Source organism: Pseudofrankia sp. EUN1h (assembly GCF_001854645.1).
GTDB classification, from domain to species: Bacteria; Actinomycetota; Actinomycetes; order Frankiales; family Frankiaceae; genus Pseudofrankia; species Pseudofrankia saprophytica.
The window spans coordinates 1-23296 of sequence record NZ_MBLN01000060.1; the positions used below are offsets into that span (position 1 = coordinate 1).

The following is a 23296-nucleotide window of genomic DNA, read 5'->3' on the forward strand; positions in this document are numbered from 1 at the left end:
GTCCCGCCCGGCGTGTGCCCCGATCGGGCACTGCAAACACCATGACAGCCAGCCGGCGGGCTGGCAAACCCCAACAACAACGTGACCCACCCCACCTGGCACGGGAAACCAAAAACAATCCCGGCTCGGCTGGGAAACCAGCTGGTATTCGTCGCCCCGCGCATCCGGTCGCCGTCGCGGCGTGRCAATACCTCGCCCGCGTGACCGGCCCGCCGCGGGCCTGTGCAATCCGTCCACTCACCCGCCACGCCCCGTCGGCGGGTGTGACGAGCGCCACGGCTAACGGCCGGCATCCGACATCGACGTTATTAGCCCCATTTTGCCGGCGGACTCGCCGGCCTTCTGGGCCGGGCCAATCCCGGCGACTTCCGCTGGCGCCCGCCCGTCTTGGGGCTATTGAGCAGAATCAGCCCCCTGCGCCCCTGCGCCCGGCGCGTTCGGCGCGTTCGGCGCGTTCGGCCGCTGGGTCAGCGGGTGGGCACGGTGACGGTGTCGCGGCCGGAGCGCAGCAGGGTTCCGGGGGTGGCGCCGGTCGGCTGGCCGCCGGCGACGATCTGGACGCCGTTCACGAAGACCGCGTTGACGCCGACGGAGCCCGCGGTGAGCCTCGCGGAGCCGGCCGGCAGGTCGTGCACGAGCCGCGCGGGCTCGGAGTCGACCGTCGTCGGGTCGAAGATCACGAGGTCGGCGGCGTTGCCCTCGGCGACGACGCCGCGGCCGCGCAGGCCGAACGCCGCGGCGGGCTCGCCGGTCATCATCGCCACCGCCCGTTCCAGGCTGACCAGGCCGCGCCCGCGCAGGCAGTCGGCGAGGAAACGGGTGGGGTAGGGGGCGCCGGCCATCCGGTCCAGGTGGGCGCCCGCGTCGGAGCCGCCGAGCAGCACGTCCTCGTGCTCCCAGGTCTCCGCGCGCAGCGCCCAGGACTCGGGGTTGTTGTCGGTCGGCATCGGCCAGAGCACGGTGCGCAGCTCGTCGGCGGCGGCGATCTCGACCAGGGTGGCGAACGGGTCCTGGCCGCGCTCGGCGGCGATGTCGTCGACGACCCGGCCGGACAGGCCCTCGTTCGCGGGGGAGTAGGTGTCACCGATGACGTAGCGGCCGAAGTTCGCCAGGCGCCGCAGGACGCCGGCCTCCGGGGCGTTCGCGGCGGTGAGCAACCGCTCCCGGACGTCCGCGCCGCGCAGGGCCGCGATCCGCTCGGGGATGGGCAGGCTCAGCACATCGCCCCAGCCGGGGATGAGGTGCAGGGCGCAGAACGTCCGCAGGCTCATGTTCATCGGGACCAGCGTCGGCATGGTCAGCGCGATCACCCGGCCGCCCAGCTCACGAGCCCGGGTCGAGGCGGCGAGCTGGCGCGGCACCCGCTCGGGCGCGGCGGCGTCGATGGTCAGCACGTTCCAGTTCAGCGGCCGCCCGGCCGCCGCCGACAGCCCGGCGAGCAGCTCGATCTCGTCGTCGCTGAACATGTTCAGGCAGCCGGGGACGATGCCCTCTAAGAACGTCCCCTCGTGGCCGCCCACCGCGCTGGCGAGCGCCGTGAGCTCGGCGCGGTCCGCCCAGCGGGAGGCGACCGGCTGACCGTCCCCGTCGCTGTGGGACCCGGACAGGGTGGTGGACAGGCCCAGCGCCCCCGCCTCGAGCGCGGCGTGCAGGATGGCTGTCATCGCGGCGACCGCCTCCTCGTCCGCCGCCGAGCCGACCGCCGCCGGGCCCATCACGTAGCGGCGCAGCGCGCAGTGCCCGACCAGGAAGCCCGCGTTGACGGCGGTCCGGCCGTCCAGCCCGTCCAGGTACTCGGCGAAGGACTCCCAGCCCCATGCGACACCCGACTCGAGCGCCTCCAGCGGCATGCCCTCGACCCTCGCCATCATCCGGCGCAGGTAGTCGGCCTCGTCCTGCCCGCCGGACCCGTCCGGCCCGCCCTGCCCGTCCACCCCCCTGGGCCCGGCTGGCCCAGCACCGCGCGGGCGCAGGGGAGCCAGGGTGAAGCCGCAGTTGCCGCCGAGGACCGTCGTCACCCCGTGCTGGCTCGATGGTGTCGCGTACGGGTCCCACCACAGCTGGGCGTCGTAGTGCGTGTGCACGTCGATGAACCCGGGGCAGACGACCAGACCGGTGGCGTCGACGGTCGTGCCGCCGGCCGGCGCCTCGGTGGTCCCGATGGTGCCGGGCGCGCCGACCTCGACGATCCGCCCGTCTCGTATGCCCACGTCGGCGGCGCGTGCCGGCGCCCCGGTGCCGTCGACGAGCAACCCACCCCGCACGACCATCTCGAGCACTGCGCTCTCCTCCCACGCGACGTCCCGACAGTAGCGCTGAATCTGACGACCCGTCAGGTCATCGGGCCGATGCTGGCACGACGTCCCCGGCTGGTGGCCGATGGTGCGTGCTGCCGGGTGGACCGTGCCCTGACGATCGGTCAGGAGTTCGCCGGATTCGCTTTCGCCTGGAGGGGAACCTGTTCTAGTCTGTGGCGGCGCTCACGTCACCAGGGAGTATTGCCTCGACCACCCGTGTGGGGCCATGGCCCGACACGGCAGGCCGACGGCGCCCGCCACCCGGTGGGCGCGGCCCGGCCTGACCGGACCGCCGCGCCGACCGGACCGCCAGATCGACCGGACCGACCTGGCCCCGCAGGCCGCGCCCGGCGGCGAGCGCTCCCAGGAACGAACAGACCGCTGGAACGAACACGACCGCAGGACTGACGACGGAGAGGTCCGATGGCCCGCAGACACGTCCTCCCGGTGTTGCTCGGGACAACGGCCGCCGGGCGTGCGAAGAAAGATCATTTTCGCACGCCCTTTGGCCCGCCAGCCGACCGCCGGCGCGCACGGCTCGTCCCGGTTCTCGCCGCGGCCAGCGTGCTGCTGGTCGTCGTCGCCGGCTGCACCCGCTCGACGGACGAGACCGAGACGGGCGGGGGCGGCTCAGGCGCCCCGGCCACGTCGGCGCCGGCCGCCGCGGCTGCCGGCGACTTCGGCACCGAGAAGGGCATCTGCGGCCCTGGCACCGCCTCGAAGGCGACCGGCCGCGGCGTCACCGCCAGCTCGATCACGCTCGGTACCTTCGGGGACCCCGGCAGCACCATCACGCCGGGCCTCGGCCAGGAGTTCTTCGACGTCGGCGAGGCGTTCGTCGCCTGGTGCAACAAGGCCGGAGGCATCAACGGCCGCGAGCTGGTCCTCAACAAGCACGACGGCAAGCTGACCGACGTCGCCGCCCGCATGATCGACGCCTGCCAGACCGACTTCATGATCGTCGGTGGCGGCAACGCCGTCGACGCCCCCGGCGTCCAGCCGCGCGAGGAGTGCAAGCTCGGCTCGGTCCCGGCCTACGGCGTCTCCCCGGAGGCGCTGAACGCGAAGCTGCAGGTGCGCGCCCAGCCGAACACGGCCGCGCGGTACCCGATCGGCGGCTTCCAGTCGATGGCCCGGCTGTACCCGGACGCGATGAAGTCGCTCGGCGTCGGCGGCAGCACGCTCGGGACGCTGCGCCCGCAGGGCCTGCGGCTGCAGGAGGCGCTCACCCAGACCGGCTACACGGTGGCCGACTACCAGGAGCTGCCGCCGCTGGTCACGAACTTCCGCCCGTTCGTCGAGCAGCTCAAGAACAAGGGCGTGCAGGGCTACCAGCCGATCGGCCTGCAGGACCCGTCGCCGCTGGTCACCGCGATGAACGACGTCGGCCTGTCGCTCAAGTTCATGATCTTCGAGAACCAGCTGTACGACCCGCTGACGATCCAGGCCGCCAAGGCGACCAAGTTCCCGACGACGTACGTCGTGATCGACCACATCCCCTGGGAGCTGGCCTCGCAGAGCCCGGTGACCAAGGAGGCCGTCGACCTCGTGCACGCGACCGTCCCGAACGCGAAGCTCACCGACTTCACCGCGCTGTCCCTCAACGCCTGGGTGCTGTGGGCCAAGTCGGCGACCGCCTGCGGCGACGACCTCACCGTGGACTGCGTGCTCGGCAAGGCCGGCGCCGAGAGTGCCTGGACCGCCGGCGGCCTCTACCCGGAGCGCAACCTCGTCGCCGGCCAGCAGAAGACCACGAACTGCTACCTGCTGATGAAGGTCACGCCGGACGGCTTCGTCTACGACAAGGACGCCACCGGCCCGAACAAGGGCTTCTTCAACTGCGACGACAAGAACGTCGCGACACTCGCCAACACCTTCACCGACGTCTCCGGCTGAGCGGTCCCGCGTGGGCGTCGGCATGATCTACTTTGGAGCGGTGGCGTGAGCATCGAGCCGGAGAACGAGCCGGAGAACGAGTCGGGAAGCGGGTCGGAGCTCAGCCGGAGCGCCGGGCCGGGGACCGGGTCGGAGCCCGAGCCCGAGCCGATCAACTTCGCGGACATGCTCGAGCTGATGGCCGACGCGGTGCCCGACCGGCTCGCGCTGGTGGCCCCGCCGGTCCGGCTGACGTTCGGCGAGCTCGACGCCCGCATGGACCGGGCGGCCCGGCTGCTACGCGGGGCCGGCGTGCGCGCCGGCGAGCACGTCGGGATCTACGCGGTCAACCGGGCCGAGTGGGTCGAGTCGATGTTCGCCTGCATGAAGCTGCGGGCGTCGTCGATCAACATCAACTTTCGCTACGTACCCGCCGAGCTGCGCTATCTCGCCGTCAACGCGGACCTGGTGGCGATGGTCGTCGAGCGCCGCTACCTGCCGACCGTCGCCGAGATCCTGGCCGACGCGCCGGACCTGCGGGTGCTGGTCGTCCTCGAGGACGGCACCGACCCGGCCGACGACGGCGGGCTCGGCACGCTCGCCGGCCCCGGCGGCGCGCTCGCCGACCGCGGGATCCGGCTGGTCGGATACGAGGACGAGCCGGCCGACGACGGCCCGGTGCGCACCGCCCGCAGCGGGGATGACGTGTTCGTCCTCTACACCGGTGGCACCACCGGTATGCCCAAGGGMGTCCTGTGGCGGCACGAGGACCTGTTCCACGCCGCGATCGGCCGCCCGCTGCCGGACGGGTCCACGCCGCGGGCGCTTGCCGACATCCTCGCCCACACCGCGAACCCGCCGTTGAACTATCTGATCATGGCGCCGCTCATGCACGGCGCCGCCGAGCTCAGCCTGCTGATCAGCGTCGGCACCGCTGGGACGGCCGTGATCTGGTGCGGCCGCCACTTCGACGCCGACGGCGTGCTGCGCCTGGCCGCCGAGGAACGGGCGACGTCGATGACGGTCGTCGGCGACGCGATGGCCCGGCCTATCGCCGACGCGCTGTTGGCGGCCCCGGGCCGCTATGACCTGTCCGGGCTGCTGGCGTTCTCGAACACGGGCGCGCCGATGTCCGGCCAGGTCCGCGACGACCTCGCCGCCGCGCTGCCGAACGTGTTCCTGCTCGACTCCTACGGCGCGTCCGAGTTCGGCCACAACGGCAGYGCGAACGGCGGGAAGCGGGTGTTCCAGCTGACCGGGGACACAGCGGTGCTGGACGAGAACCTCGACCCGGTCCCGCCGGGCTCGCCGGAACCGGGGCGGATCGCGCGGCGCGGCGCCATCCCGCTCGGCTACTACAAGGACAGCGAGAAGACCGACGCGACGTTCCTGCGCGACACCCGCGGCGTCCGCTGGGTCGTGCCCGGCGACCTCGCCCTGGCTCGTGAGGACGGCACCGTCCAGCTGCTCGGCCGCGGCAGCACGGTGGTGAACACCGGCGGCGAGAAGGTCTTCCCCGACGAGGTCGAGGACGCGCTCAAGACACACGACGCGGTCTTCGACGTCGCGGTCGTCGGCGTGCCGGACGAGCGGTACGGCGAGCGGGTCGTGGCGCTGGTCGCGCTGCGCGCGCCGGCGACGGCGCCGCCGAGCGCCGCGGAGCTCATCGCTCACACCCGTCAGCACCTCGCTGGGTACAAGGCGCCCAAGGAGATATATATATTGGATACAATCGTCCGCAACCCTGCCGGCAAGCCGGACACGGTCTGGGGCCGGGAGACCGCGCGGCGCCTGTCCGACGAGGCCGCCGCGGCCCGCGCCGCGACCGCGACCGCGGCTGAGCCGGTAGCGGCGGCRCAGACTCCGGAGGATGTGAACACGTGACCACCACCGCCGAGACGTCCACCGCGGGCGCGGCCACCGCCACGGCCACCGCCACGACCCAGGCGCCGCAGTCCGGCGATCTCTACCGGCCGTCGTTCCTGCCCGACCTGCTCATCGCCGCGCTCGGGCGCAACCCCGACAGGCCGGCCGTCTACATCGGCGACGTCGCGCTCACCGCAGCCGAGGTGGCCGCGGAGATAAGCCGCTACGCGCAGGCCTACGCCTCCGTCGGCCTGCGGGTCGGCAGCCGCACGGCGATGCTCGCGCCGAACCGGCCCGAGGTCCTGTTCGCCATGGGCGCGAACATGATCACCGGCTGCCGCTCGACGTCGCTGCACCCGCTCGGCTCCATCGACGACCACGTCTACGTGCTCACCGACGCCGAGGTGGAGACGCTCGTCGTCGACGAGAAGTTCGCCGACCGCGCCGCCGCGTACCTGGAGCGGGTGCCGACGCTGCGCCAGGTCCTCACGTTCGGCCCGACCGATCTGGGGCCCGACCTGCTCGCGCTCGCCGGAGGCTTCACCCCGGCACCGCTGCGCGCCCCGGCCGTCGGCCCCGACGATGTCGGCGGCCTGACCTACACCGGCGGCACCACCGGCCGCCCGAAGGGCGTGCTCGGCACCTACCGCAACGCCGCCGCGATGACGCACATCCAGCTCACCGAGTGGCAGTGGCCCGATGAGCCCCGCTTCCTCATGTGCACCCCGCTGTCCCACGCGGGCGCGGCCTTCTTCATCCCGGTGCTGCTGCGCGGCGGCTGCCTGGTGGTGCTGCCCGGCTTCGAGCCGGGCGCGGTGATCGACGCGATCGAGAAGTACCGGATCAGCGCGACCATGCTGGTCCCGACGATGATCTACGTGCTGCTCGACCACCCGAAGCTCGCCACCGCCGACGTCTCCAGCCTGCGCACCATCTACTACGGCGCCGCCGCGATGTCGCCGACCCGGCTGATCGAGGGGATCAATCGGCTCGGCCCGATCTTCTTCCAGTACTACGGCCAGTCCGAGTCGCCGATGACGATCACCGTGCTGCGCCGGGAGGAGCACGACCTGGCCCGGCCGGAGCGGCTGGCCAGCTGCGGCCGCCCGGTGCCGTGGGTACGGCTCGCGCTGCTCGACGACGAGGGCAACGAGGTGCCGGACGGCGAGCCGGGGGAGATCTGCGTGCGCGGGCCGCTGAACTGCGGCGGCTACTGGAAACTGCCCGAGCAGACCGCCGAGCTGTTCCGGTACGGCTGGCTGCACACCGGGGACATCGCGCGCCGCGACGAGGAGGGCTACCTCTACATCGTCGACCGCAAGAAGGACATGGTCATCTCCGGCGGCTTCAACATCTTCCCGCGCGAGGTCGAGGACGTCCTGTCCGCCCACCCGGCGGTCGCCGCCACCGCCGTCATCGGCGTCCCCGACGAGAAGTGGGGCGAGGCGGTGAAGGCCATCGTCGTGCGCCGGCCGGGTGTCCCCACCCCCGACGACGAGCTCGCCGCGGAGCTGACCGCGCTCGTCCGCGACCGCAAGGGCTCCCACCACGCGCCGAAGACGGTCGACTTCGCCGACTCGATCCCTGTCAGCGCCCTCGGCAAGCCCGACAAGAAGGCACTGCGCGCCCAGTACTGGTCCACGACCGCCCGCCAGGTCAACTGAGCGCGCGGGGCACGCGTGCCGAGCGCGGCCCCGCGCGGTCGCGGTACAAACAGACCACCGGACCGAGCCAAGGAGCGTCATGCCCGTCATCGTCGCCAGCGTCGTCCCGAAGCCGGAGCACGTCGACGAGGTGCGCGCGGCCCTGCTGGCAGCCGTGCCCGAGGTGCACAAGGAAGTGGGTTGCAAGCTCTACTCGGTGCACGAGGCGCCCGGGAAGTTCTACTTCATCGAGGAGTGGGCGGACGACGCGGCGCTTGCCGCCCACTCCAAGTCGCCCGCCCTCGTCGAGATGGTCAAGCGCCTCGACGGCCTGACCGACGGCGCCTTCGACCTCGCCATCCTCAACCCCCTCCCGGCCGGCACCCCCGAACAGGGCCAGCTGCGCCCCTAGCCGGCGTCACCCAGGGCCGTCCGCTCCTGGGCTCCTCCGTGCTGAGAGCGGAAATCCGGGCGCAGACGGCGGATCGCGTAGATCACGCGGTATCTGGCGTGGCCGCGGAAGCGGTGCAGCGGCCACAGGGCGGTGGTGCCCTCGACTGGGCTGGCGTGCAGCAGCAGGTCGTGGCCGGCCGCACGGACGCCGGTGCAGACGGCGACGTGGTTGACCGGGAAGTCCCCGAAGTTCAGCAGCTCACCGCCCTGGTAGCGCGGCACGAACTCCTCCAGGCGCACCCGCGGCCGGTCCGTGCCGAGCCAGACGAGGTCGCCCGCACGCAGTCCTGCCAGCGCCGGGACCGGCTCGAAGCGATCCAGGTCGTAGAACAGCTCCAAGGACTGGAACTCGGCGGGAAGCACGTAGCCGAACAGGTCACGGATCACCAGGTGGGCCAGCGTGACGCAGTTGAGCCCGTCGCGCTCGGCGTCCCTCCGGTCGCGGACCCGCGCCGGGCTCTGGGAGAAGACGTAGCGGATCGACGGGTCGAGGTAGGACCGGAAGACGTCGTCCACCCGCACCTCCTCGGTGACGCCGGCATGATCGCGACTTCAGCCCTCTGGCGGTTGCACCTGCTGCCGTTCCATGACCACTAGAGTGCACGACCGGCGATCATGTCAACGGGCCGGCGCTGGCGGTCGCGTCATCAGCCGGGCGTCGCGGGTCGTTGGTGACGCGGGCCGTCTGGCTGATCTTGATGTCGATGATGCCCGCTGCGGCTACCGTCGCCTGGGCTCGGCGGCGCCGAAGAGCTGAGCGACGTAGCGGGTCGGCGGGTTCTCGGCGAGATCGGCGGGCTTTCCCTCGGCGGCCACGGCGCCGGCGTCGAGGATGACGAGGCGGTCGGCGAGGGCGGCCGCGTCCGTGGGGTCGTGGGTGACGACCAGGACGGCGGCGCCGGTCGCGGGCAGCGTCTGGCGCAGGAACGCGCGCAGGTCGACGCGGGTGGTCGCGTCGAGGGCGGCGAGCGGCTCGTCGAGCAGCAGCAGGCGGGGACCGGTCGCGAGCGCCCTGGCCAGCGCGACCCGCTGCGCCTGCCCGCCGGACAGGGTCGCCGGCCTGCGCGGGCCGAAGCCGGACAGGTCCATCCGGTCGAGCCAGGTGTCCGCCGCCGCGGGCGCGTCGCGGCGGGAGACCAGCCGCCGGGCGCGCAGGCCGAAGGCGACGTTGTCGCGCACCGACAGATGCCGGAACAGCAGGTAGTCCTGGAAGACGACGCCGACCGGCCGGTGACGAGGCTCGACGAACCGGTCGGTCGCCGGGTCGTCGAGCACCTCGCCGTCGAGTGTCACCAGGCCGTCGCTTAGGGGCAGCAACCCGGCGAGCGCCGCCAGCAGACTGCTCTTGCCGGCCCCGTTCGGCCCGAGCACCCCGACGACCTCACCCGGCGCGACGTCCAGCGCGACCTCCAGGGTGAAYGCCCCGCGGCCGACGACCACCCGTGCCCGCAGCCCCGCCGCCTTCGACTCCACGGCCGTCGACTCGGGGGATCCCAGTTCCATGGCCGCCGGCTCCAGGGACCCCGACTCCACGGCCCCCGCCTCCGCGTCGCGCGCCTCCGCGGTCATGCCGCCGCCCGGCTGACGGCGTCGCGCGCGGTGGGCAGCCAGCGCCCGCGCAGGGCGGAGAGTACGACGACGGAGGTGACGAGCAGGACGAGGGAAAGGGCGATCGCGGCGTCCGAGTCGCTCTCCATCGCCGAGTAGACGGCCAGCGGCATCGTGCGGGTAGTGCCGGGGAGGCTGCCCGCKAAGGTGATCGTCGCGCCGAACTCGCCGAGCGCCCGCGCCCAGCACAGCACGGCCCCCGCGGCGACCGACGGCGCGACCGACGGCAGCGTGACCCGGCGGAACGTGTACCAGGGGGAGGCGCCGAGCGTCGCCGCTGCGTCCTCGTAACGCCGGTCGGCGCCGAGGAGCGCGCCCTCGACGGCGACGACGAGGAACGGCATCGCGACGAAGGTCTGGGCGACCACGACGGCGGCGGTGGTGAACGGCAGGCTGACGCCGAACGCGTCGTACAGGTAGCGCCCCGCGACGCCGCGCCGGCCGGCGGCCAGCAACAACGCGACGCCGCCGACGACGGGCGGCAGCACCATCGGCAGGGTCACCAGCGCCCTGGCCAACCCCCGCCCGGGGAACTCCACCCGCGCGAGCAGCCACGCCAGCGGGACGCCGAGCAGGAGGGAAAGCACGGTCGCCGCGGTCGCCGTACGGATCGACAGCCACAGCGCCTGGCGGACGCCCTCCTCGCGCAGCAGCCGGGGCAGCTCGTCCCACGGCGCCCGCCACACCAGCCCGACCAGCGGCAGCAGCAGCAACAACGCGCCGAGCGCCGCCGGCACGACCAGAGGCCACGGCAGCCCGCCATCCCGGTGGCCACGCCGCCGTCGCAGCCGCCACACCCTCCGGTTCGGCGCACGGCGGGCCCGACCACGGCCACGGCCAGCACCCGCGCCAGCCCCACGGCCAAGGCCAGCCCCACGGCCAGGGCCAGGGCCGGCCGTGGGGGCCTCGACCGCCGGCGTGGCGGCCGAGGCGCTGGGCTCCGGGGCTCCGGGTCCGGGGGCGCTGGATTCCGGGAGGCCGGGTTCCGGGGAGCTGGGTGACGCGTCGCCCGGTCCGCTGCTGCGCGGCATGGGCCGCCCAGCAGCGCGGCGGCGGCCGCCGGCTCCGGAAGCTGTCATGGATGGGTTACTGCGGCTTGCTGAAGCCGGCCTTGCCGAGGACGTCGATGCCGGTGGTCGAAAGGACGAAGTCGGCGAACGCCTTGCCGGTGGCCTGGTGATCGCCGCCGGTCAGGGTGGCGATCGGGTAGTCCGTCGAGGCATTCTGCGCGTCCGGGATCTCGACGCCGAGCACCTTGTCACCGGCCGAGGCGACATCGGTCTTGTACACCAGTGCCGCGTCGACCTCACCGAGCTGGACGAGTGACAGCACGCTCTTGACGTCCTGGCCAAGCGTGGCCGGCTTGACCGTCACATTGGCCTTCTTCAGCGCCGCGAGGCCGGTGGCGCCGCAGGGCACCTGCTCCTCGCACAGGGCGACCTTGACGCCGGGTTTGGCGAGATCGGCGAGGCTCGTGATGCGCGCCGGGTTGCTCGGCGGGACGGCGATCTCCATGCTGTTGCGGACGAAGATCGTCGGGGTGCCCGCGGTCAGCTTGGCGTCGGTGACCTGCTTCATGGTGGCGTTGCTGGCGGCGGCGAACACGTCGGCCGGGGCGCCGGCGATGATCTGCTGGGCGAGCGCCGAGCTGGCCGCGAAGTTCAGCTTCACATCGGCGCCGGGGTGCGCGGCCTCGAACTGGTCCGCGAGCGCGGTGAACGTCTCGGTCAGTGAGGCGGCGGCGAACACCGTGACCGACGTCGCCACCGGGTCCTTCGTCGGTGACGCCGACGCGGCCGTCGATGCCCCGGTGGACGCCTCCGAGCCGGTCGTGTCGTCGCCGCAGGCGGCGGCGCCCAGCGCCAGCGTCATGGCGGCCAGGAACACGGTCAGCGCGTCGCGGCCCCGGAGTCCTCGCCGCCGTCGCGGCTCGGCCGCCGACGGCCCGGCAGCCAGACCTCTCGTGTCAGTCCACAGTCTGATCATTTTGCCCCCGCCTGTCCCGAGAAGAGRCCGGCCGGCCGGACGGGCCGCCGACGCCGAGTGACTGTGCTGCTGAGTGACTGGCTGCCGGGTGACCGCGCCGTCACCAGCGACCCGCGCCGGAGCGGCGCGTCTACCGCCTACCGCCTGACCGGCAGCTCGACGACGACGTTGGTCGCCTTCACCGCCCCGACCGCGAGCACGCCGGGCTCCAGCCCCAGTTCGTCGGCCGCCTCCCGGCTCATCAGCGAGACCACCCGGTAGGGGCCGCACTGCAGCTCCACCTGGGCCATCACGCCGTCACGCAGGACTCGGGTGACGATCCCCGGGAAGCGGTTGCGGGCCGACTCGCCCGCGATCGGCGCCCGGCCGAGCGCCGGCTCGCTCGACGAGCTGACCTCGCGTGCGAACCGGGCCAGCTCCGCCGCCTCGATCGCCTGCCGCCCGGCATCGTCCCGGACCGTCGGCAGCCGGCCGCTGTCCGCCCACCGGCGAACCGTGTCATCGCTGACCCCGAGCAGGGCGGCGGCCTCGCTGATCCGAAAGTTCGGCACGATGGTCACCATACCGACGCATTAACGGAGCTGCCTGCCAGTTGGCGCCGCAAGCGCGGACTGGCGCCAGCAAACGCTCGCCGCCATGATCAGGGCCGTGGAGTGGACCATCCGGCCGCATAGGCCACTTGGGTGTGGTTGCCTGGTATCTCCAGGTTTCCCTGATCCGAACTGGCCGAAGGAGGCACGACAGCGACGTCCACACGCCTTTGGCCAGGCTGGTGTGCTTCGTTCGCATTCGTGTTCCCGGCGGCCCCTACGCTGTGGGGGTAGACCGTCGATGACCGTCGACGTCACCAAGGGCGCCAGCATCGCGCTCACCAAAGAGGGCTCGGACCTCACCCGTGTGACCGTCGGTCTCGGCTGGGATCCCGCTCCGCGGGGCTCCGAGGAGGACTTCGACCTGGACGCGAGCGCGCTCGCGCTGCGCGCCGACGGCCGGATCGTGTCCCGGGACTACTTCGTCTTCTTCAACAATCTGTCCAGCACGCACAACGAGATCACCCACCGCGGCGACAGCCTCACCGGCGAGGGCGACGGCGACAACGAGCAGATCGACGTCCAGCTCGACGCGCTGCCCCCCACGGTCGAGCGCGTCGTCTTCGCGGTCACCATCCACAACGCCGACTACCGCCGCCAGGACTTCGGACACGTCCAGCACGCGTTCATCCGGGTCGTCGACGCCGTCCGGGGTGTCCAGCTCGCCCGCTACGACCTCACGCACGAAGCGGCCGCCGACACCGCGATGCTCTTCGGGGAGCTCTACCGCGACGACAGGGGCTGGCACTTCCGCGCGCTCGGCCAGGGCCGCCAAGACGGCCTCGCCGGCATCGCCCGCCAGTTCGGCTTCGACGTCTGAGCCTGGCGACCTTCACGCCCCCTGGCGGCGCGCTCGCGMGCGACCGCGCTGGACAGACGCCGGCGGTCGTTGTCACCTGAGTCGCCAGAGTCTCCTGGCCGCTCGGATCTTCTGACCCCCGGCGCGGCCGAGTCGCGCGGCCGAGTCGGACCTGTCGGCTGTTCGTCTTCCTTGTCCTTGTTTGGGAAGGCGCGAGACGAGGTAGATAGCGACCGATCCACTGTCTCCCGTCGGAGGGATTCCCGTGCTAGTCACCATCATCTCCTGGATCATTCTTGGCCTCATCGCCGGCGCGGTTGCCCGCCTGCTGGTTCCGGGCCCGGACCCGATGAGCATCCTGGCGACGATCCTGCTCGGTATCGCCGGCTCGTTCGTCGGCGGTTTCCTGGGTTACGTGCTGTTCGACAAGGACCTTGGGGAGGGCGCGCTGCAGCCCTCCGGCATCGTCGGCTCCATCGTCGGCGCCATCATCCTGGTGCTGATTGTCCGGGCGACCCGCCGCGGGCGCGTGCTGCGCTGAGCCACTGGCGAATATCCGACGGTGCCGGCCCGTCCGTCCCGCCGGGGCGACTTCTGACGGGAGCAAGAGGCGTTACGCAGACTCGGGGTGTGGCCAAAGGCCACACCCCGAGCGGCGTTTCGGAATGACAAGGCCATTCCCGACGGCGGTGCCGGCCAGGGAACGAGCCCGTCAGACCGGAACGCCGGCGGCGCGGGCCGAGCTCAGCCAGGCAGGGAACTCGCCAAGCATCCGGCGGTAGAGCGTCTCGTCGTCGATCGCGTCGAGGTCGTCCACCGCGAAGAACCCGGCATTGTCGACGAGCCGGCCGGAAAGTGTGTCCAGCTTCTCGAGAATGCCGTACCGCGCCTTTCCGACTCCGATGAACTGCCAGAAGATCGGCAGGTCGGCGGCCCGCCGCAGCAGGTCGGCGATCAGCCGGTCGCGGTAGAGGCCACCGTCCGTGAGCACCAGCACGAGCGCCGGCGGCGGCGAGGGCAACCGGCGGAAGTGCTCCACGATGAGCGCCATCACCTTCTGCTCCTCGTTCTGCCCGCCGATGCCGTCCCAGTTCGGGATCGGCCAGCCCGCGGCCCGTGCCGCCTGCTCCCGGGCGAGTGTCGCGTCCGCCCCGCCCTGGCCGGTCGTCGCCTTGCGCATCCGTACGTAGAGCGGGATCCAGTCGGCCAGGTAGTCGACGCGCAGCGGCGGGAGCGCGAGCGGCTCCGTCGCGTAGGACCAGACGTCCAGCGTCCCGTCGTCGTCCATGGTCGCGGCGACGGCGGCGACCCGTTCGACGACGCGCGCCACGGTGCCCGCCTTGTAGAGCCCGCGCATCGACCCGCTGGCGTCGAGTGCCAGCGCGACCCGCGCCTGCCGGCCGGCGATGCCCTGCTTGGCCAGGATCGTCTGGACGGTCTTCTTGCGCAGGTCGAGCCGCTTGCGCATGTCGATCCTCGGGTCCCCGGTCGCGGGCAGGTCCGCGGCGGCGGCCGGCGTGGGCGCGGAGATGTCCTCGTCGCCGCCGACGTCCACGCCGTAGTCGGTCGCCAGGCCCGCGAGGCCCGAGGCGTAGCCCTGGCCGACGGCCCGGACCTTCCAGGCACCGGCGCGCCGGTAGAGCTCGACCACGACCAGTGCCTTCTCCGGGCCGAGAGGCGGCGCGGTGAAACTCGCGACCTCCGTGCCGTTCGCTAGGTCCCTGACCGTCGCCCAGACGCCCAGGCCGCCGAAGGTCAGCAGAGGGGTGACGACGTCGATCGTCGCGGTCACGACGATCGACTGCACGTCCGCCGGCTGGGCCGGCGGGTCGACGGTGACCACCTCGGCGGCTCCGTCCGGCGTGCGGCCGATGTGGCGGACCGACCCGTCCGGGCTGCTCGGCGCGTTGAAGAAGATCATATCGGTGTCCACGCGGACCTTGCCGTTCGCTCCTAGCCGCAGCGCGCAGACATCCAGCGAGGTGTTGGCGCCGCTTGAGTCCGTCGGCCGCCAGCCAACCGTGATCTCGAGCGCCCGGTCCGGAAGCGCGGCATTCGCGCCTTTGGTCAACTCCACGCGCGTAATAGTGCCCCCGTCGGGGAGTAGCCGCGCAGGCTGGTCCCCACCGGAACCCACACCGCTGAGCGCGACGGTCTCTCGCTAGCTAGCGCCATAAGTGTGCAGTACGTGCGCCATTGGAAGGGCCGTAGGCGCGTTCGCGAGGGCAGGCCGGAGTGCTCCCCTGCACCGTCGACGTCACCAGGCGGGCGTGTTCCGGCCGGCCCGCCGCCGCGAACGCGAACCGTGGTTGGCCAGCGAGTCCATGGACTCGCTCCCCAGCCACAGTTCCCATCACTGGTGAGCAACCGTGGTGCCTCAGCGTGCGTATAGGCCTGCCCAGCCGCCACGGTTCGAGATCGCGGCTCAGTACTCGGCGAGATTCTCGGCCCAGTCGGCGGCGATCTCGCCGAAGACGGCCGGGTCGCCGTCGCGGTTCCAGTAGGCGGTGGCGACCTGGACGGCGGTGGCGCCGGCCCGCAGGAAGTCGGCGACGTCGCGACCGGTCGTCACCCCGCCGGCGCCGACGATCTCGATGTCGGCGGGCAGGAGCCGGCGCAGCTGGCGAACCTGGCCGAGGGCGACCGGGCGCAGCGCCGGCCCCGCGAGCCCGGCGAGCTCCACCCCGATCACCGGCCGCCCCGCCTCGTCGAAGGCCAGCGCGTTCKGGAAGGTGTTGGTCGAGCAGACATAGCGCGGACCGCCGCGCCCTGCCCCCCTCGTGGCAACGGTTCCGCTCGTCGCGCCGCTGGCCGGCTTGCCGAGTACGTCGGCCAGGCTCGCGAGCGCCTCCGGGTCGGAGAAAGGCGAGATCTTCACCCCGTAGGGGATCGGGGCCGGCGTGGCGCGCAGCACGTCGTCGACGGCGGCGCAGATCGTCGCGGTCTGGCCCGGGTCGAAACAGGCGATGCGCTTCTGGGTGCCGCCGTCCCAGACGTTGGGGCAGGCGAGGTTGAGCTCGAGCAGGTCGACGCCGGTCGGCGCGACCGCGGCGGCGGCCCGGGCATAGTCCTCGACGGAGAAACCGGCGATGCTCAGCACCAGCGGCTTGCCGGCATCGTGCGCGAGGCGTGTCATCGCGGGCAGGTGCTCGACGTAGTAGTCCAGGCCTCGGTTGGGCAGGCCGAGCGCGTTGAGCGAGAAGCCGTCACCGGCGTGGTAGGTGGTCCCGGAGTTGCCGGTCCGGGCGGCGACGGTGATCGATCCGACGATGACCGCGGCGGCGGCCGAGCGGGCGAGCCGCGAGACGTCCTCGAGCGACTTGCCCGTGCCTGCCGCGTTCATGACCGGGTGTTCCAGGTCGATCCCGCACAGCGTCGGCATCCGCGAAGTCCCTTCGGCGAGCCGCCGGCGCCCGCCGCCCGCGGCGGCTCCATCTTGCCTCGCGGCGGCGCCAATCCCCGCCGGAAGCCCAAGGGGCGCCCGGCGGGGAAGTAGCGGGGGTAGCGGAGCTGTGTGGTTGGCGCCTCCCGCCGACCGATGGGTCCGGCGGCCGTCAGCCGCCGATCGTGTCGGACAGCGAGATCCCGCCGGTGGGCGACTTGCCGATCTTGAAGCAGGTGTCGGCACCCTTGCCGTAGCCGAGAAGGGCGGCGGCGACGCGCTGGGACGGGTTCCCGTGCGCGTTCGGGTCGGCGTTCGGCTCGCCGACGGAGAACCAGGAGCCGCCGGAGTCGCCGAGCTGGAAGAAGAGGCCGATGCCCTCGACCGCATCGGAGAGGGGTAGCCGGTCGGCGTCGCGCGCGAACTTGGCCTGGACGCCGGCCAGGCAGTCGGCCTGGTTCTCCTCGGACCGGGAGACCACGCCTTCCTTGCTGGTCAGCGTCGAGACCCGGTGGCCCAGCTCGTGCATGAGCACCAGCATTGGGTAGGCCGTGTCCTGCTCGGAGAGCGAGGCCATGAACTCGGCGCTGTAGGCGACCGTGTCGTCGAGGCTGCAGTAGAACGCGTTGCTGGCGAAGTCGTCCGGGTCATCGCTCTGCGCCCCGCACTCGTCCGGCGGGATGTCGCCGTCGTGGTACTCGATGAAGCGCGGCACCGTCCAGACGCTGCCCAGCTTCTGCGCCCAGAACGTGTTGACGCCGCCCGGGCAGCCAATCGGTCCTGTGATGACCTTGAGGGCGCCATCCGCGGTGTCCGCGGAGCCGCCGCACTCGGCGCTGCCCCCGCCACCCCCGCCGCCGCCCGCGGCTGTCGCCGGGGTAGTCGGGTCCGGCGTCGCGGTGTCCGTCGGCTGGCAGGCAGCTAGCATTCCCGCCGTCAACACCACCGAAACCGTAATAGCGGCGATTGTCGCCCATCTCGTACGCACGTCGCGACCGTACCGGTTTGGGACCCGTCCGCGGTGGCCCCGTCGGCCCGGCGACACCGAACCTGGCCCGACAGGACGCCTGGTGGGCAGGCGCTCACGGGTCCGGCGACGCCCGACTCATCGTGCCTCGGGAGTGTAGAACCGCCGATAGTGGGTAATTTCCAGCCCGGGGGCGACCGCCCGCATGGCCTTCCGGTGGGGAGAATCGATGGCCGACACTCGGACGTACAAAAGAACGACCGTCGGGGTACTTATCTATCTAGTCGTCGGCCTGATCATCACGGTGAACCAGGGCTACTGGCATCCGGATCGTTGGGACGGCCATTTCCTGTCCAGCCTGCTCACCGGCGTTGTCGCCACCGTGCTCTGGCCGCTCGCGTTGTTCTACACGTTCATTCTCACCAGCACCTGAGCAGCTTCTCTCCCGCGCCGAAATTGGCGATGCGGGTCATGTCCGTGCTGCCGGGGCAGYCGATCGGCCCAGAGACGAACCGGATCGCGCCCGCGAGGTCGTCCGTACCGCCGCGGGCGAGGTCGGCCCGCGCTTTCCGCCCAACTCATCGTGCCTCGGGGGTGTATGGCCAGTCGATTGTGGGTAAATTCCGGAAACAAGCCACATTATGGGGCTCTCTCCGGGAGTGACAATGGTCGCGGTTCGTAGCTACACGAGGGCGTCGCTCGCGACGCTCGTATACCTAGTCATTGGCTTGATCATAACGGTGAACCAGGGATACTGGCACGTGGACCGGTGGGACGGGCATTTCTGGTCCAGCCTGCTGACCGCCCTCGTCGCCACCGTGCTCTGGCCGATCGCGCTGTTCTACAACTTCATTCTCACCCAGCGATGAACCGCTGAGCATTCCTGCCTCAGCCCGCCATGGCCCCGCCGCCGGTCCGCCTTACCTGGACCAGCGGCGGGGCCCCGCGGCGTGCGTGGGGAGGGAAGTCAGGTGATGGTGATCGGCGTTCCGACCGGAAGCAGGTCGGCCAGTTCGGTGATGTCCTCGTTACGTAGCCGAATGCAGCCCATGCTCACGTCGGTGCCGACGCGTTCCGGCTGGTTGGTGCCGTGTAGTCCGATGATTCCGTCAGCGCCGTTGAAGGTGGTCACGACGTCGGAGAAACCGGAAAGGCCAAAGGCATACGGTCCCCACGGCCCGGCCGGGCTCGCGGGCTTCAGCAGCTCGGCCAGGTAGAACCGTCCCGCCGGGGTCGGGGTGCTTCCGGTGCCGATGCCGACGGGGTATGCCCGCACCGGCTTTCCGTCCTTGAAGACCGTGAGGACGTGGCTCGCCCGGTCGACGGCGAGCGAGAACGGGGTCGCCCCGAGCTGTACACCGGCTCGCCGGATCCAGCCGCTCGTCCCGTTCGGCCGTACCGGTAGCGAGACCCGCAGCCAGTCGGCGTCGTAGTGCTCGACGAGCAGGGCCAAGGGGGCGCCCTGCGCGTTCGGGTTGGTGAGAGTGCGGGTAGCCATCTGCGCGGCCGCGCCGGTCGGCGGCGAGGTCGAAGGCGCAGCCGTCGCCCGCGCGCCGGAGCCGCCGCCCGCCTCGCCGCCAGCCTCGTCGTCGGGTGCCGACTCGGCGAAGATCGGGACGTCGTGATCCAGCGGCCAGGCGACGAGGCTCCATCCCTTCGGCAGGTGCGCGGGGTCGAGATCGTCATCGGCACCCGCCGTGGCCGCCGGCCGTGGCGGGCTCGCCGTCGGGCCAGGCCGCGCCGCCGGTTTGGCCTCGTCATGGCTCTTCCCGCAGCCGGTCGCGAGCGCGCCGAGCRCCGCGACGACCGCGAGCACCACGGGCACGCCGGCCCGACGCCTGGCGCGGGATCGGGTGGAGCGCGGCGCTCCCCACCCGATCGGTTGGGCCGTCGCCGCCTGGTCGTCTCGCCGTCCCAGCACTGCTCCGGCCCTCCCGCCCGTCGCCTCACCGCTCGCCTCGCGCAGACTACTGTGCGTAGTCGTCCGTTCGGGTTAGCCGTGGTGTTCGGGCGTGAACCGCCGGGACAACCCCTTCCCCGCCGTTCGGCGGCCCGGACTGGGGGGCGGCCCGGACCGGGGTGTGAGCCGGTCCGGGCGCCATCAGGGTGTCGGTGCGGGTATCCGCGCCGACGGGTCGGGCGCGGCGGCCTCCGGTCAGCGACCGGTGCGGGGAACGCCGTTCTCGTCGACGAGGCCGGCACGGCGCAGCGCGTCAGCGATCGCGCCGGTCGGCGGGGGCGCCGAACGCCCACCCCGCTGGCCGCCACGTCCGCCGCCGCCACTGCCGCCTCGCTGGCCGCCGCCGCCGCGTTCGCCGCCGCCACCGCGCTGGGTACCGCCGCCTCGCTGGGGACCTGCGCCGCCACGCGCGTCGCCGCGCCCGGCGCCCCCGCCGTCGCGCTGGCCACCACGGCTGTCGCTGCCGCGACCCCCGCCACGGGGCTCGCGCTCCCCGGGCCGCGCGCTCTCGCGCGCGTCGCCGCCGGGCTGACCGGCTGGCTGGCCGGCTGCGACGCCACGGCCGCGCGGGCCGCCGCCGCGCGCGTCCCGCCCGCCGCCCTGGCCGGCGGACCGGGCCGCGGTGCCACCGCCCGAGGCCGTCCGGTCGACGGCCTCGTCGTCGAGCCGCAGGGTCAGCGAGATCCGCTTGCGCGGGATGTCGACGTCGAGGACCTTGACCTTGACGATGTCGCCCGACTTGACGACCTCGCGCGGGTCGCGCACGAACGACTTCGACATCGCCGATACATGCACCAGGCCGTCCTGGTGGACGCCGACGTCGACGAAGGCGCCGAACGCGGCCACGTTGGTGACCACGCCCTCCAGCACCATGCCGGCGACCAGGTCCTTGATCTCGTCGACGCCCTCGGCGAACGTCGCGGTCTTGAAGGCCGGGCGCGGGTCGCGGCCGGGCTTCTCCAGCTCGGCGAGGATGTCGGTCACCGTCGGCAGGCCGAACGTCTCGTCGACGAAGTCCGTCGCCTTCACAGCGCGCAGCGCGCCGGTGTTGCCGATCAGGCCGCGGATGTCGGTGCCGGTGGCGGTCAGGATGCGCCGGATCACCGGGTAGGACTCGGGGTGGACGCTGGAGGCGTCCAGCGGGTCGTCGCCGCCGGGGATGCGCAGGAAGCCCGCACACTGCTCGAACGCCTTCGGCCCGAGCCTGGGGACCTCACGCAGCGCCGTGCGGGTCCGGAACGGCCCGGTGGCGTCCCGGTGGGCGACGATGTTGTCGGCGAGGGTCGCGCCGATACCGGACACCCTGGTCAGCAACGGCGCGGACGCCGTGTTCACGTCGACACCGACGGCGTTCACGCAGTCCTCGACGACGGCGTCGAGCGAGCGGGACAGCTTCAGCTCGCTCAGGTCGTGCTGGTACTGGCCGACGCCGATCGACTTCGGGTCGATCTTGACCAGCTCGGCGAGCGGGTCCTGCAGGCGGCGGGCGATCGACACGGCGCCGCGCAGCGACACGTCCAGCTCCGGCAGCTCCCGGGAGGCGTACGCACTCGCCGAGTAGACCGACGCGCCGGCCTCCGAAACGACGATCTTGGTGAGCTTCAGCTCCGGCACGCGCCCGACGAGCTCCTCCGCGAGCTTGTCGGTCTCCCGCGACGCGGTGCCGTTGCCGATCGAGATCAGGTCGACCTTGTGCGCCGCGCACAGCCGGGCGAGGGTCACCAGCGCCTCGTCCCAGCGCCGCGCCGGGACGTGCGGGTAGATCGTGTCGGTGGCGACGACCTTGCCGGTGGCGTCGACGACGGCGACCTTCACGCCGGTGCGGTAGCCCGGGTCGAGACCCATGGTCGCCCGGGTGCCGGCGGGCGCGGCGAGCAGCAGGTCGCGCAGGTTGGTGGCGAACACCTTGACGGCCTCGTCCTCGGCGGCCTGGAAGAGCCGCAGCCGCAGGTCGATTCCCAGGTGGACCAGGACCCGGGTGCGCCACGCCCAGCGGACCGTGTCCGCGAGCCAGCGGTCGGCGGGCCGGCCCTGGGCGGCGACGCCGAAGCGGGCCGCGATCCGGGTCTCGTACTCGGACGTGACGGCGGGCGCCGTCACGTCGGCGTCCTGCGGCTCCGGGTCGAGATCCAGGTCGAGGACCTCCTCCTTCTCGCCGCGGAACAGGGCCAGGATCCGGTGTGACGGCAGCGAGGTGAAAGGCTCGTCGAAGGCGAAGTAGTCGGAGAACTTGGCGCCGTCCTCCTCCTTGCCCGCGCGAACCTTGGAGACCAGCCGGCCGCGCGTCCACATCCGCTCGCGCAGCTCGCCGATCAGGTCGGCGTCCTCGGCGAACCGCTCGACCAGGATCGCGCGGGCGCCGTCGAGCGCCACCGCCGCGTCGGCGACGCCCTTCTCGGCGTCGACGTACCCGGCGGCGGTGGCCGCCGGGTCGAGGGTCGGGTCGCCCAGCAGCGCGTCGGCGAGCGGCTCCAGCCCCGCCTCGCGGGCGATCTGGGCCTTCGTGCGCCGTTTCGGCTTGTAGGGGAGGTAGATGTCCTCCAGCCGCGCCTTCGAGTCGGCCGCGTTGATCTGCGCCTCGAGCGCGTCGTCAAGCTTGCCCTGCGACCGGATCGACTCCAGGATCGCCGCCCGGCGCTCCTCCAGCTCCCGCAGGTAGCGCAGCCGTTCCTCGAGGGTGCGCAGCTGCGCGTCGTCGAGGGTGCCCGTCACCTCCTTGCGGTAACGCGCGATGAACGGAACGGTCGAGCCGCCGTCGAGCAGCCCGACGGCCGCCGAGACCTGCGTCTCGCGCACCCCGAGCTCGTCGGCGATCCGCCCCTCGATGGACCTGCGCACAGCCGGCACGTCGGCCCGCGCGCTGGACGTCGTCGTCACAGATGATCTCCTCCGGTCCCGACCGATTATCCCGGAGTCGGGCCGGGGGAGGGCGTACCGGGTCAGCCGGTTCGCGCTACCCGAGGTCAAAGGAGGTGCGAAAACGTTCTTCCATCGCACCTCCGGCGGCTCTCCTCCCGGAAGCCCTAGGCGTGGTCTCGGACCAGCTCGCGGTCGACGCCCGTGGCCCGGGCGCAGTGAGCGCAGCAGAAGAACTTTCCGTTCGCCTCCACACCGTGACCGCTGATCTTCACGCCGCAGTGCTCGCAGATCGGGCTCATCGCGTGGATCGCGCATTCGAAGCTGTCGAACACATGCACGGCACCCTGCGCATGTACCTCGAAGCTCATCTCGTAGTCGTTGGAGCAGACCTCGCACACGGCCATAGCCGCGCTCCCTTCGCAGCCCACGTCCCACCACCTACGGGGGGATCGTTGCTACGGACAGTAATCGCGGTCGGAGGGCTGGGCTACGGGAGCCGAGCCACGGAGCGGGAGCCGAACTACGGGAGCCGGGCCACGATCCGGTAGGCGTTGGCGCGGCTGCCGCGGACGAGGTAGGGGCGGCTCGCGGCCTCGGCGAGGGCGGCGGCGGGCAGCAACGGCGCGAGCGCGGCGAACGTCGCGACTCGCCTGGCGCGGCCCAGGCCCGGGTGTKCCTCCGAGCGCCAGGGCAGGCCAGGCGACGGGGCGAGCCGCTGGCACAGACCCCACCACGCCATCGGCGCGTCCCCGGAGATGTGGGTCTCGCCGAACGCGACGTCCTCGACGTGCAGCCCGCGCTCGGTCAGCGCCGCGGCGAGGTTGTCCGCCGGGAGCAGGTTCAGGTGCTGGGGGATGAGCATTCCCGACGCCAGCGGCCCGTAGAGGCGCAGCGCGGGGCTGTCGGGGTTGGGAACCTCGATGACGAGGCGGCCGCCGGGGGTGAGGGCGGTGGTGGCGGCGTCGAGTTCGGCGCGTGGGTCGCGGGTGTGTTCGAGGTAGTGGAACATGC

20 protein-coding genes are annotated in these 23296 nt (G+C 72.3%); 7 read left to right on the forward strand and 13 right to left on the reverse strand.

Annotation, left to right across the window (positions count from 1 at the left end; all coding sequences use genetic code 11):
- Positions 1-467: 467 nt before the first annotated feature.
- Positions 468-2279: an N-acyl-D-amino-acid deacylase family protein gene (locus tag BCD49_RS21765; protein ID WP_007518228.1), complete on the reverse strand. Its 1812-nt coding sequence runs from the start codon at positions 2277-2279 to the stop codon at positions 468-470.
- Positions 2280-2720: 441 nt separating this feature from the next.
- Between BCD49_RS21765 and BCD49_RS21770 the strand changes: the two genes are divergently transcribed.
- The 4 genes from BCD49_RS21770 to BCD49_RS21785 all read left to right on the forward strand — a co-directional run bounded on the left by BCD49_RS21770 (position 2721) and on the right by BCD49_RS21785 (position 8093).
- Complete coding sequence (locus tag BCD49_RS21770) at positions 2721-4193, forward strand: ABC transporter substrate-binding protein (protein ID WP_007518227.1); 1473 nt, start codon at positions 2721-2723, stop codon at positions 4191-4193.
- Positions 4194-4238: 45 nt separating this feature from the next.
- Positions 4239-6056, forward strand: coding sequence for an AMP-binding protein (locus tag BCD49_RS21775; RefSeq protein ID WP_007518226.1), 1818 nt, complete (start codon positions 4239-4241; stop codon positions 6054-6056).
- Between the two features lie 98 nt (positions 6057-6154).
- Positions 6155-7702: an AMP-binding protein gene (locus BCD49_RS21780; RefSeq protein ID WP_035930021.1), complete on the forward strand. Its 1548-nt coding sequence runs from the start codon at positions 6155-6157 to the stop codon at positions 7700-7702.
- A gap of 79 nt (positions 7703-7781) precedes the next feature.
- Complete coding sequence (locus BCD49_RS21785) at positions 7782-8093, forward strand: putative quinol monooxygenase (RefSeq protein ID WP_007518223.1); 312 nt, start codon at positions 7782-7784, stop codon at positions 8091-8093.
- Here BCD49_RS21785 and BCD49_RS21790 read toward each other — a convergent pair.
- The 5 genes from BCD49_RS21790 to BCD49_RS21810 all read right to left on the reverse strand — a co-directional run bounded on the left by BCD49_RS21790 (position 8090) and on the right by BCD49_RS21810 (position 12279).
- Complete coding sequence (locus BCD49_RS21790) at positions 8090-8650, reverse strand: hypothetical protein (RefSeq protein WP_007518221.1); 561 nt, start codon at positions 8648-8650, stop codon at positions 8090-8092. The two genes, BCD49_RS21785 and BCD49_RS21790, sit on opposite strands and share 4 nt — an antisense overlap.
- A gap of 204 nt (positions 8651-8854) precedes the next feature.
- Positions 8855-9703 carry a sulfate/molybdate ABC transporter ATP-binding protein gene (locus tag BCD49_RS21795; RefSeq protein WP_007518220.1) on the reverse strand — a complete coding sequence of 283 codons (849 nt, stop codon included), beginning with the start codon at positions 9701-9703 and terminating at the stop codon, positions 8855-8857.
- A complete protein-coding gene (locus tag BCD49_RS21800) occupies positions 9700-10479 on the reverse strand; it encodes an ABC transporter permease (RefSeq protein WP_083401611.1) in 780 nt (259 codons plus the stop codon). Before BCD49_RS21800 ends, BCD49_RS21795 begins: the two co-directional genes overlap by 4 nt.
- A 349-nt stretch (positions 10480-10828) precedes the next feature.
- Positions 10829-11728 carry a molybdate ABC transporter substrate-binding protein gene (modA, locus tag BCD49_RS21805; protein ID WP_007518216.1) on the reverse strand — a complete coding sequence of 300 codons (900 nt, stop codon included), beginning with the start codon at positions 11726-11728 and terminating at the stop codon, positions 10829-10831.
- Positions 11729-11865: 137 nt separating this feature from the next.
- On the reverse strand, positions 11866-12279 hold the full coding sequence (locus tag BCD49_RS21810; RefSeq protein ID WP_027141042.1) for a TOBE domain-containing protein: 414 nt from the start codon (positions 12277-12279) through the stop codon (positions 11866-11868).
- 280 nt (positions 12280-12559) lie between these two features.
- Here BCD49_RS21810 and BCD49_RS21815 point away from each other — a divergent pair, with 280 nt between their 5' ends.
- Complete coding sequence (locus tag BCD49_RS21815) at positions 12560-13138, forward strand: TerD family protein (protein WP_007518214.1); 579 nt, start codon at positions 12560-12562, stop codon at positions 13136-13138.
- Positions 13139-13382: 244 nt separating this feature from the next.
- Positions 13383-13658: a GlsB/YeaQ/YmgE family stress response membrane protein gene (locus BCD49_RS21820; RefSeq protein WP_007518213.1), complete on the forward strand. Its 276-nt coding sequence runs from the start codon at positions 13383-13385 to the stop codon at positions 13656-13658.
- Between the two features lie 171 nt (positions 13659-13829).
- Here the strand turns inward: BCD49_RS21820 and BCD49_RS21825 are convergent, their stop codons facing one another.
- The 3 genes from BCD49_RS21825 to BCD49_RS21835 all read right to left on the reverse strand — a co-directional run bounded on the left by BCD49_RS21825 (position 13830) and on the right by BCD49_RS21835 (position 17442).
- Positions 13830-15194 carry a VWA domain-containing protein gene (locus BCD49_RS21825; RefSeq protein WP_007518211.1) on the reverse strand — a complete coding sequence of 455 codons (1365 nt, stop codon included), beginning with the start codon at positions 15192-15194 and terminating at the stop codon, positions 13830-13832.
- Positions 15195-15542: 348 nt separating this feature from the next.
- Positions 15543-16499: a tRNA-dihydrouridine synthase gene (locus BCD49_RS21830; RefSeq protein ID WP_071041837.1), complete on the reverse strand. Its 957-nt coding sequence runs from the start codon at positions 16497-16499 to the stop codon at positions 15543-15545.
- Between the two features lie 172 nt (positions 16500-16671).
- Entirely contained in the window at positions 16672-17442 is a 771-nt protein-coding gene (locus BCD49_RS21835; protein ID WP_232794183.1) for a neutral zinc metallopeptidase, read from the reverse strand.
- Between the two features lie 253 nt (positions 17443-17695).
- On the opposite strand from BCD49_RS21835, the gene BCD49_RS21840 reads away from it, so the two are divergent.
- Positions 17696-17899 (forward strand): hypothetical protein, encoded by a 204-nt coding sequence (locus BCD49_RS21840; protein WP_007518207.1) that lies wholly within the window; start codon positions 17696-17698, stop codon positions 17897-17899.
- Positions 17900-18433: 534 nt separating this feature from the next.
- Here the strand turns inward: BCD49_RS21840 and BCD49_RS21850 are convergent.
- The 4 genes from BCD49_RS21850 to BCD49_RS21865 form a co-directional block, all read right to left on the reverse strand.
- Entirely contained in the window at positions 18434-19291 is an 858-nt protein-coding gene (locus tag BCD49_RS21850) for a L,D-transpeptidase (RefSeq protein ID WP_241832371.1), read from the reverse strand.
- Between the two features lie 330 nt (positions 19292-19621).
- A complete protein-coding gene (locus BCD49_RS21855) occupies positions 19622-22303 on the reverse strand; it encodes a Tex family protein (protein WP_071041838.1) in 2682 nt (893 codons plus the stop codon).
- A gap of 146 nt (positions 22304-22449) precedes the next feature.
- Complete coding sequence (locus BCD49_RS21860; protein WP_007517708.1) at positions 22450-22689, reverse strand: hypothetical protein; 240 nt, start codon at positions 22687-22689, stop codon at positions 22450-22452.
- Positions 22690-22805: 116 nt separating this feature from the next.
- Positions 22806-23296, reverse strand: a 491-nt coding sequence (locus BCD49_RS21865) for a class I SAM-dependent methyltransferase (RefSeq protein WP_071041839.1), incomplete at its 5' end; no start/stop codon positions are given.

Bases quoted from the DNA above. Each gene is read 5' to 3' on its own strand.
- modA (WP_007518216.1), bottom strand. From the start codon at position 11,728: ATGATCAGACTGTGGACTGACACGAGAGGTCTGGCTGCCGGGCCGTCG.
- BCD49_RS21840 (WP_007518207.1), top strand. From the start codon at position 17,696: ATGGCCGACACTCGGACGTACAAAAGAACGACCGTCGGGGTACTTATC.
- BCD49_RS21770 (WP_007518227.1), top strand. From the start codon at position 2,721: ATGGCCCGCAGACACGTCCTCCCGGTGTTGCTCGGGACAACGGCCGCC.
- BCD49_RS21815 (WP_007518214.1), top strand. From the start codon at position 12,560: ATGACCGTCGACGTCACCAAGGGCGCCAGCATCGCGCTCACCAAAGAG.
- BCD49_RS21860 (WP_007517708.1), bottom strand. From the start codon at position 22,689: ATGGCCGTGTGCGAGGTCTGCTCCAACGACTACGAGATGAGCTTCGAG.
- BCD49_RS21785 (WP_007518223.1), top strand. From the start codon at position 7,782: ATGCCCGTCATCGTCGCCAGCGTCGTCCCGAAGCCGGAGCACGTCGAC.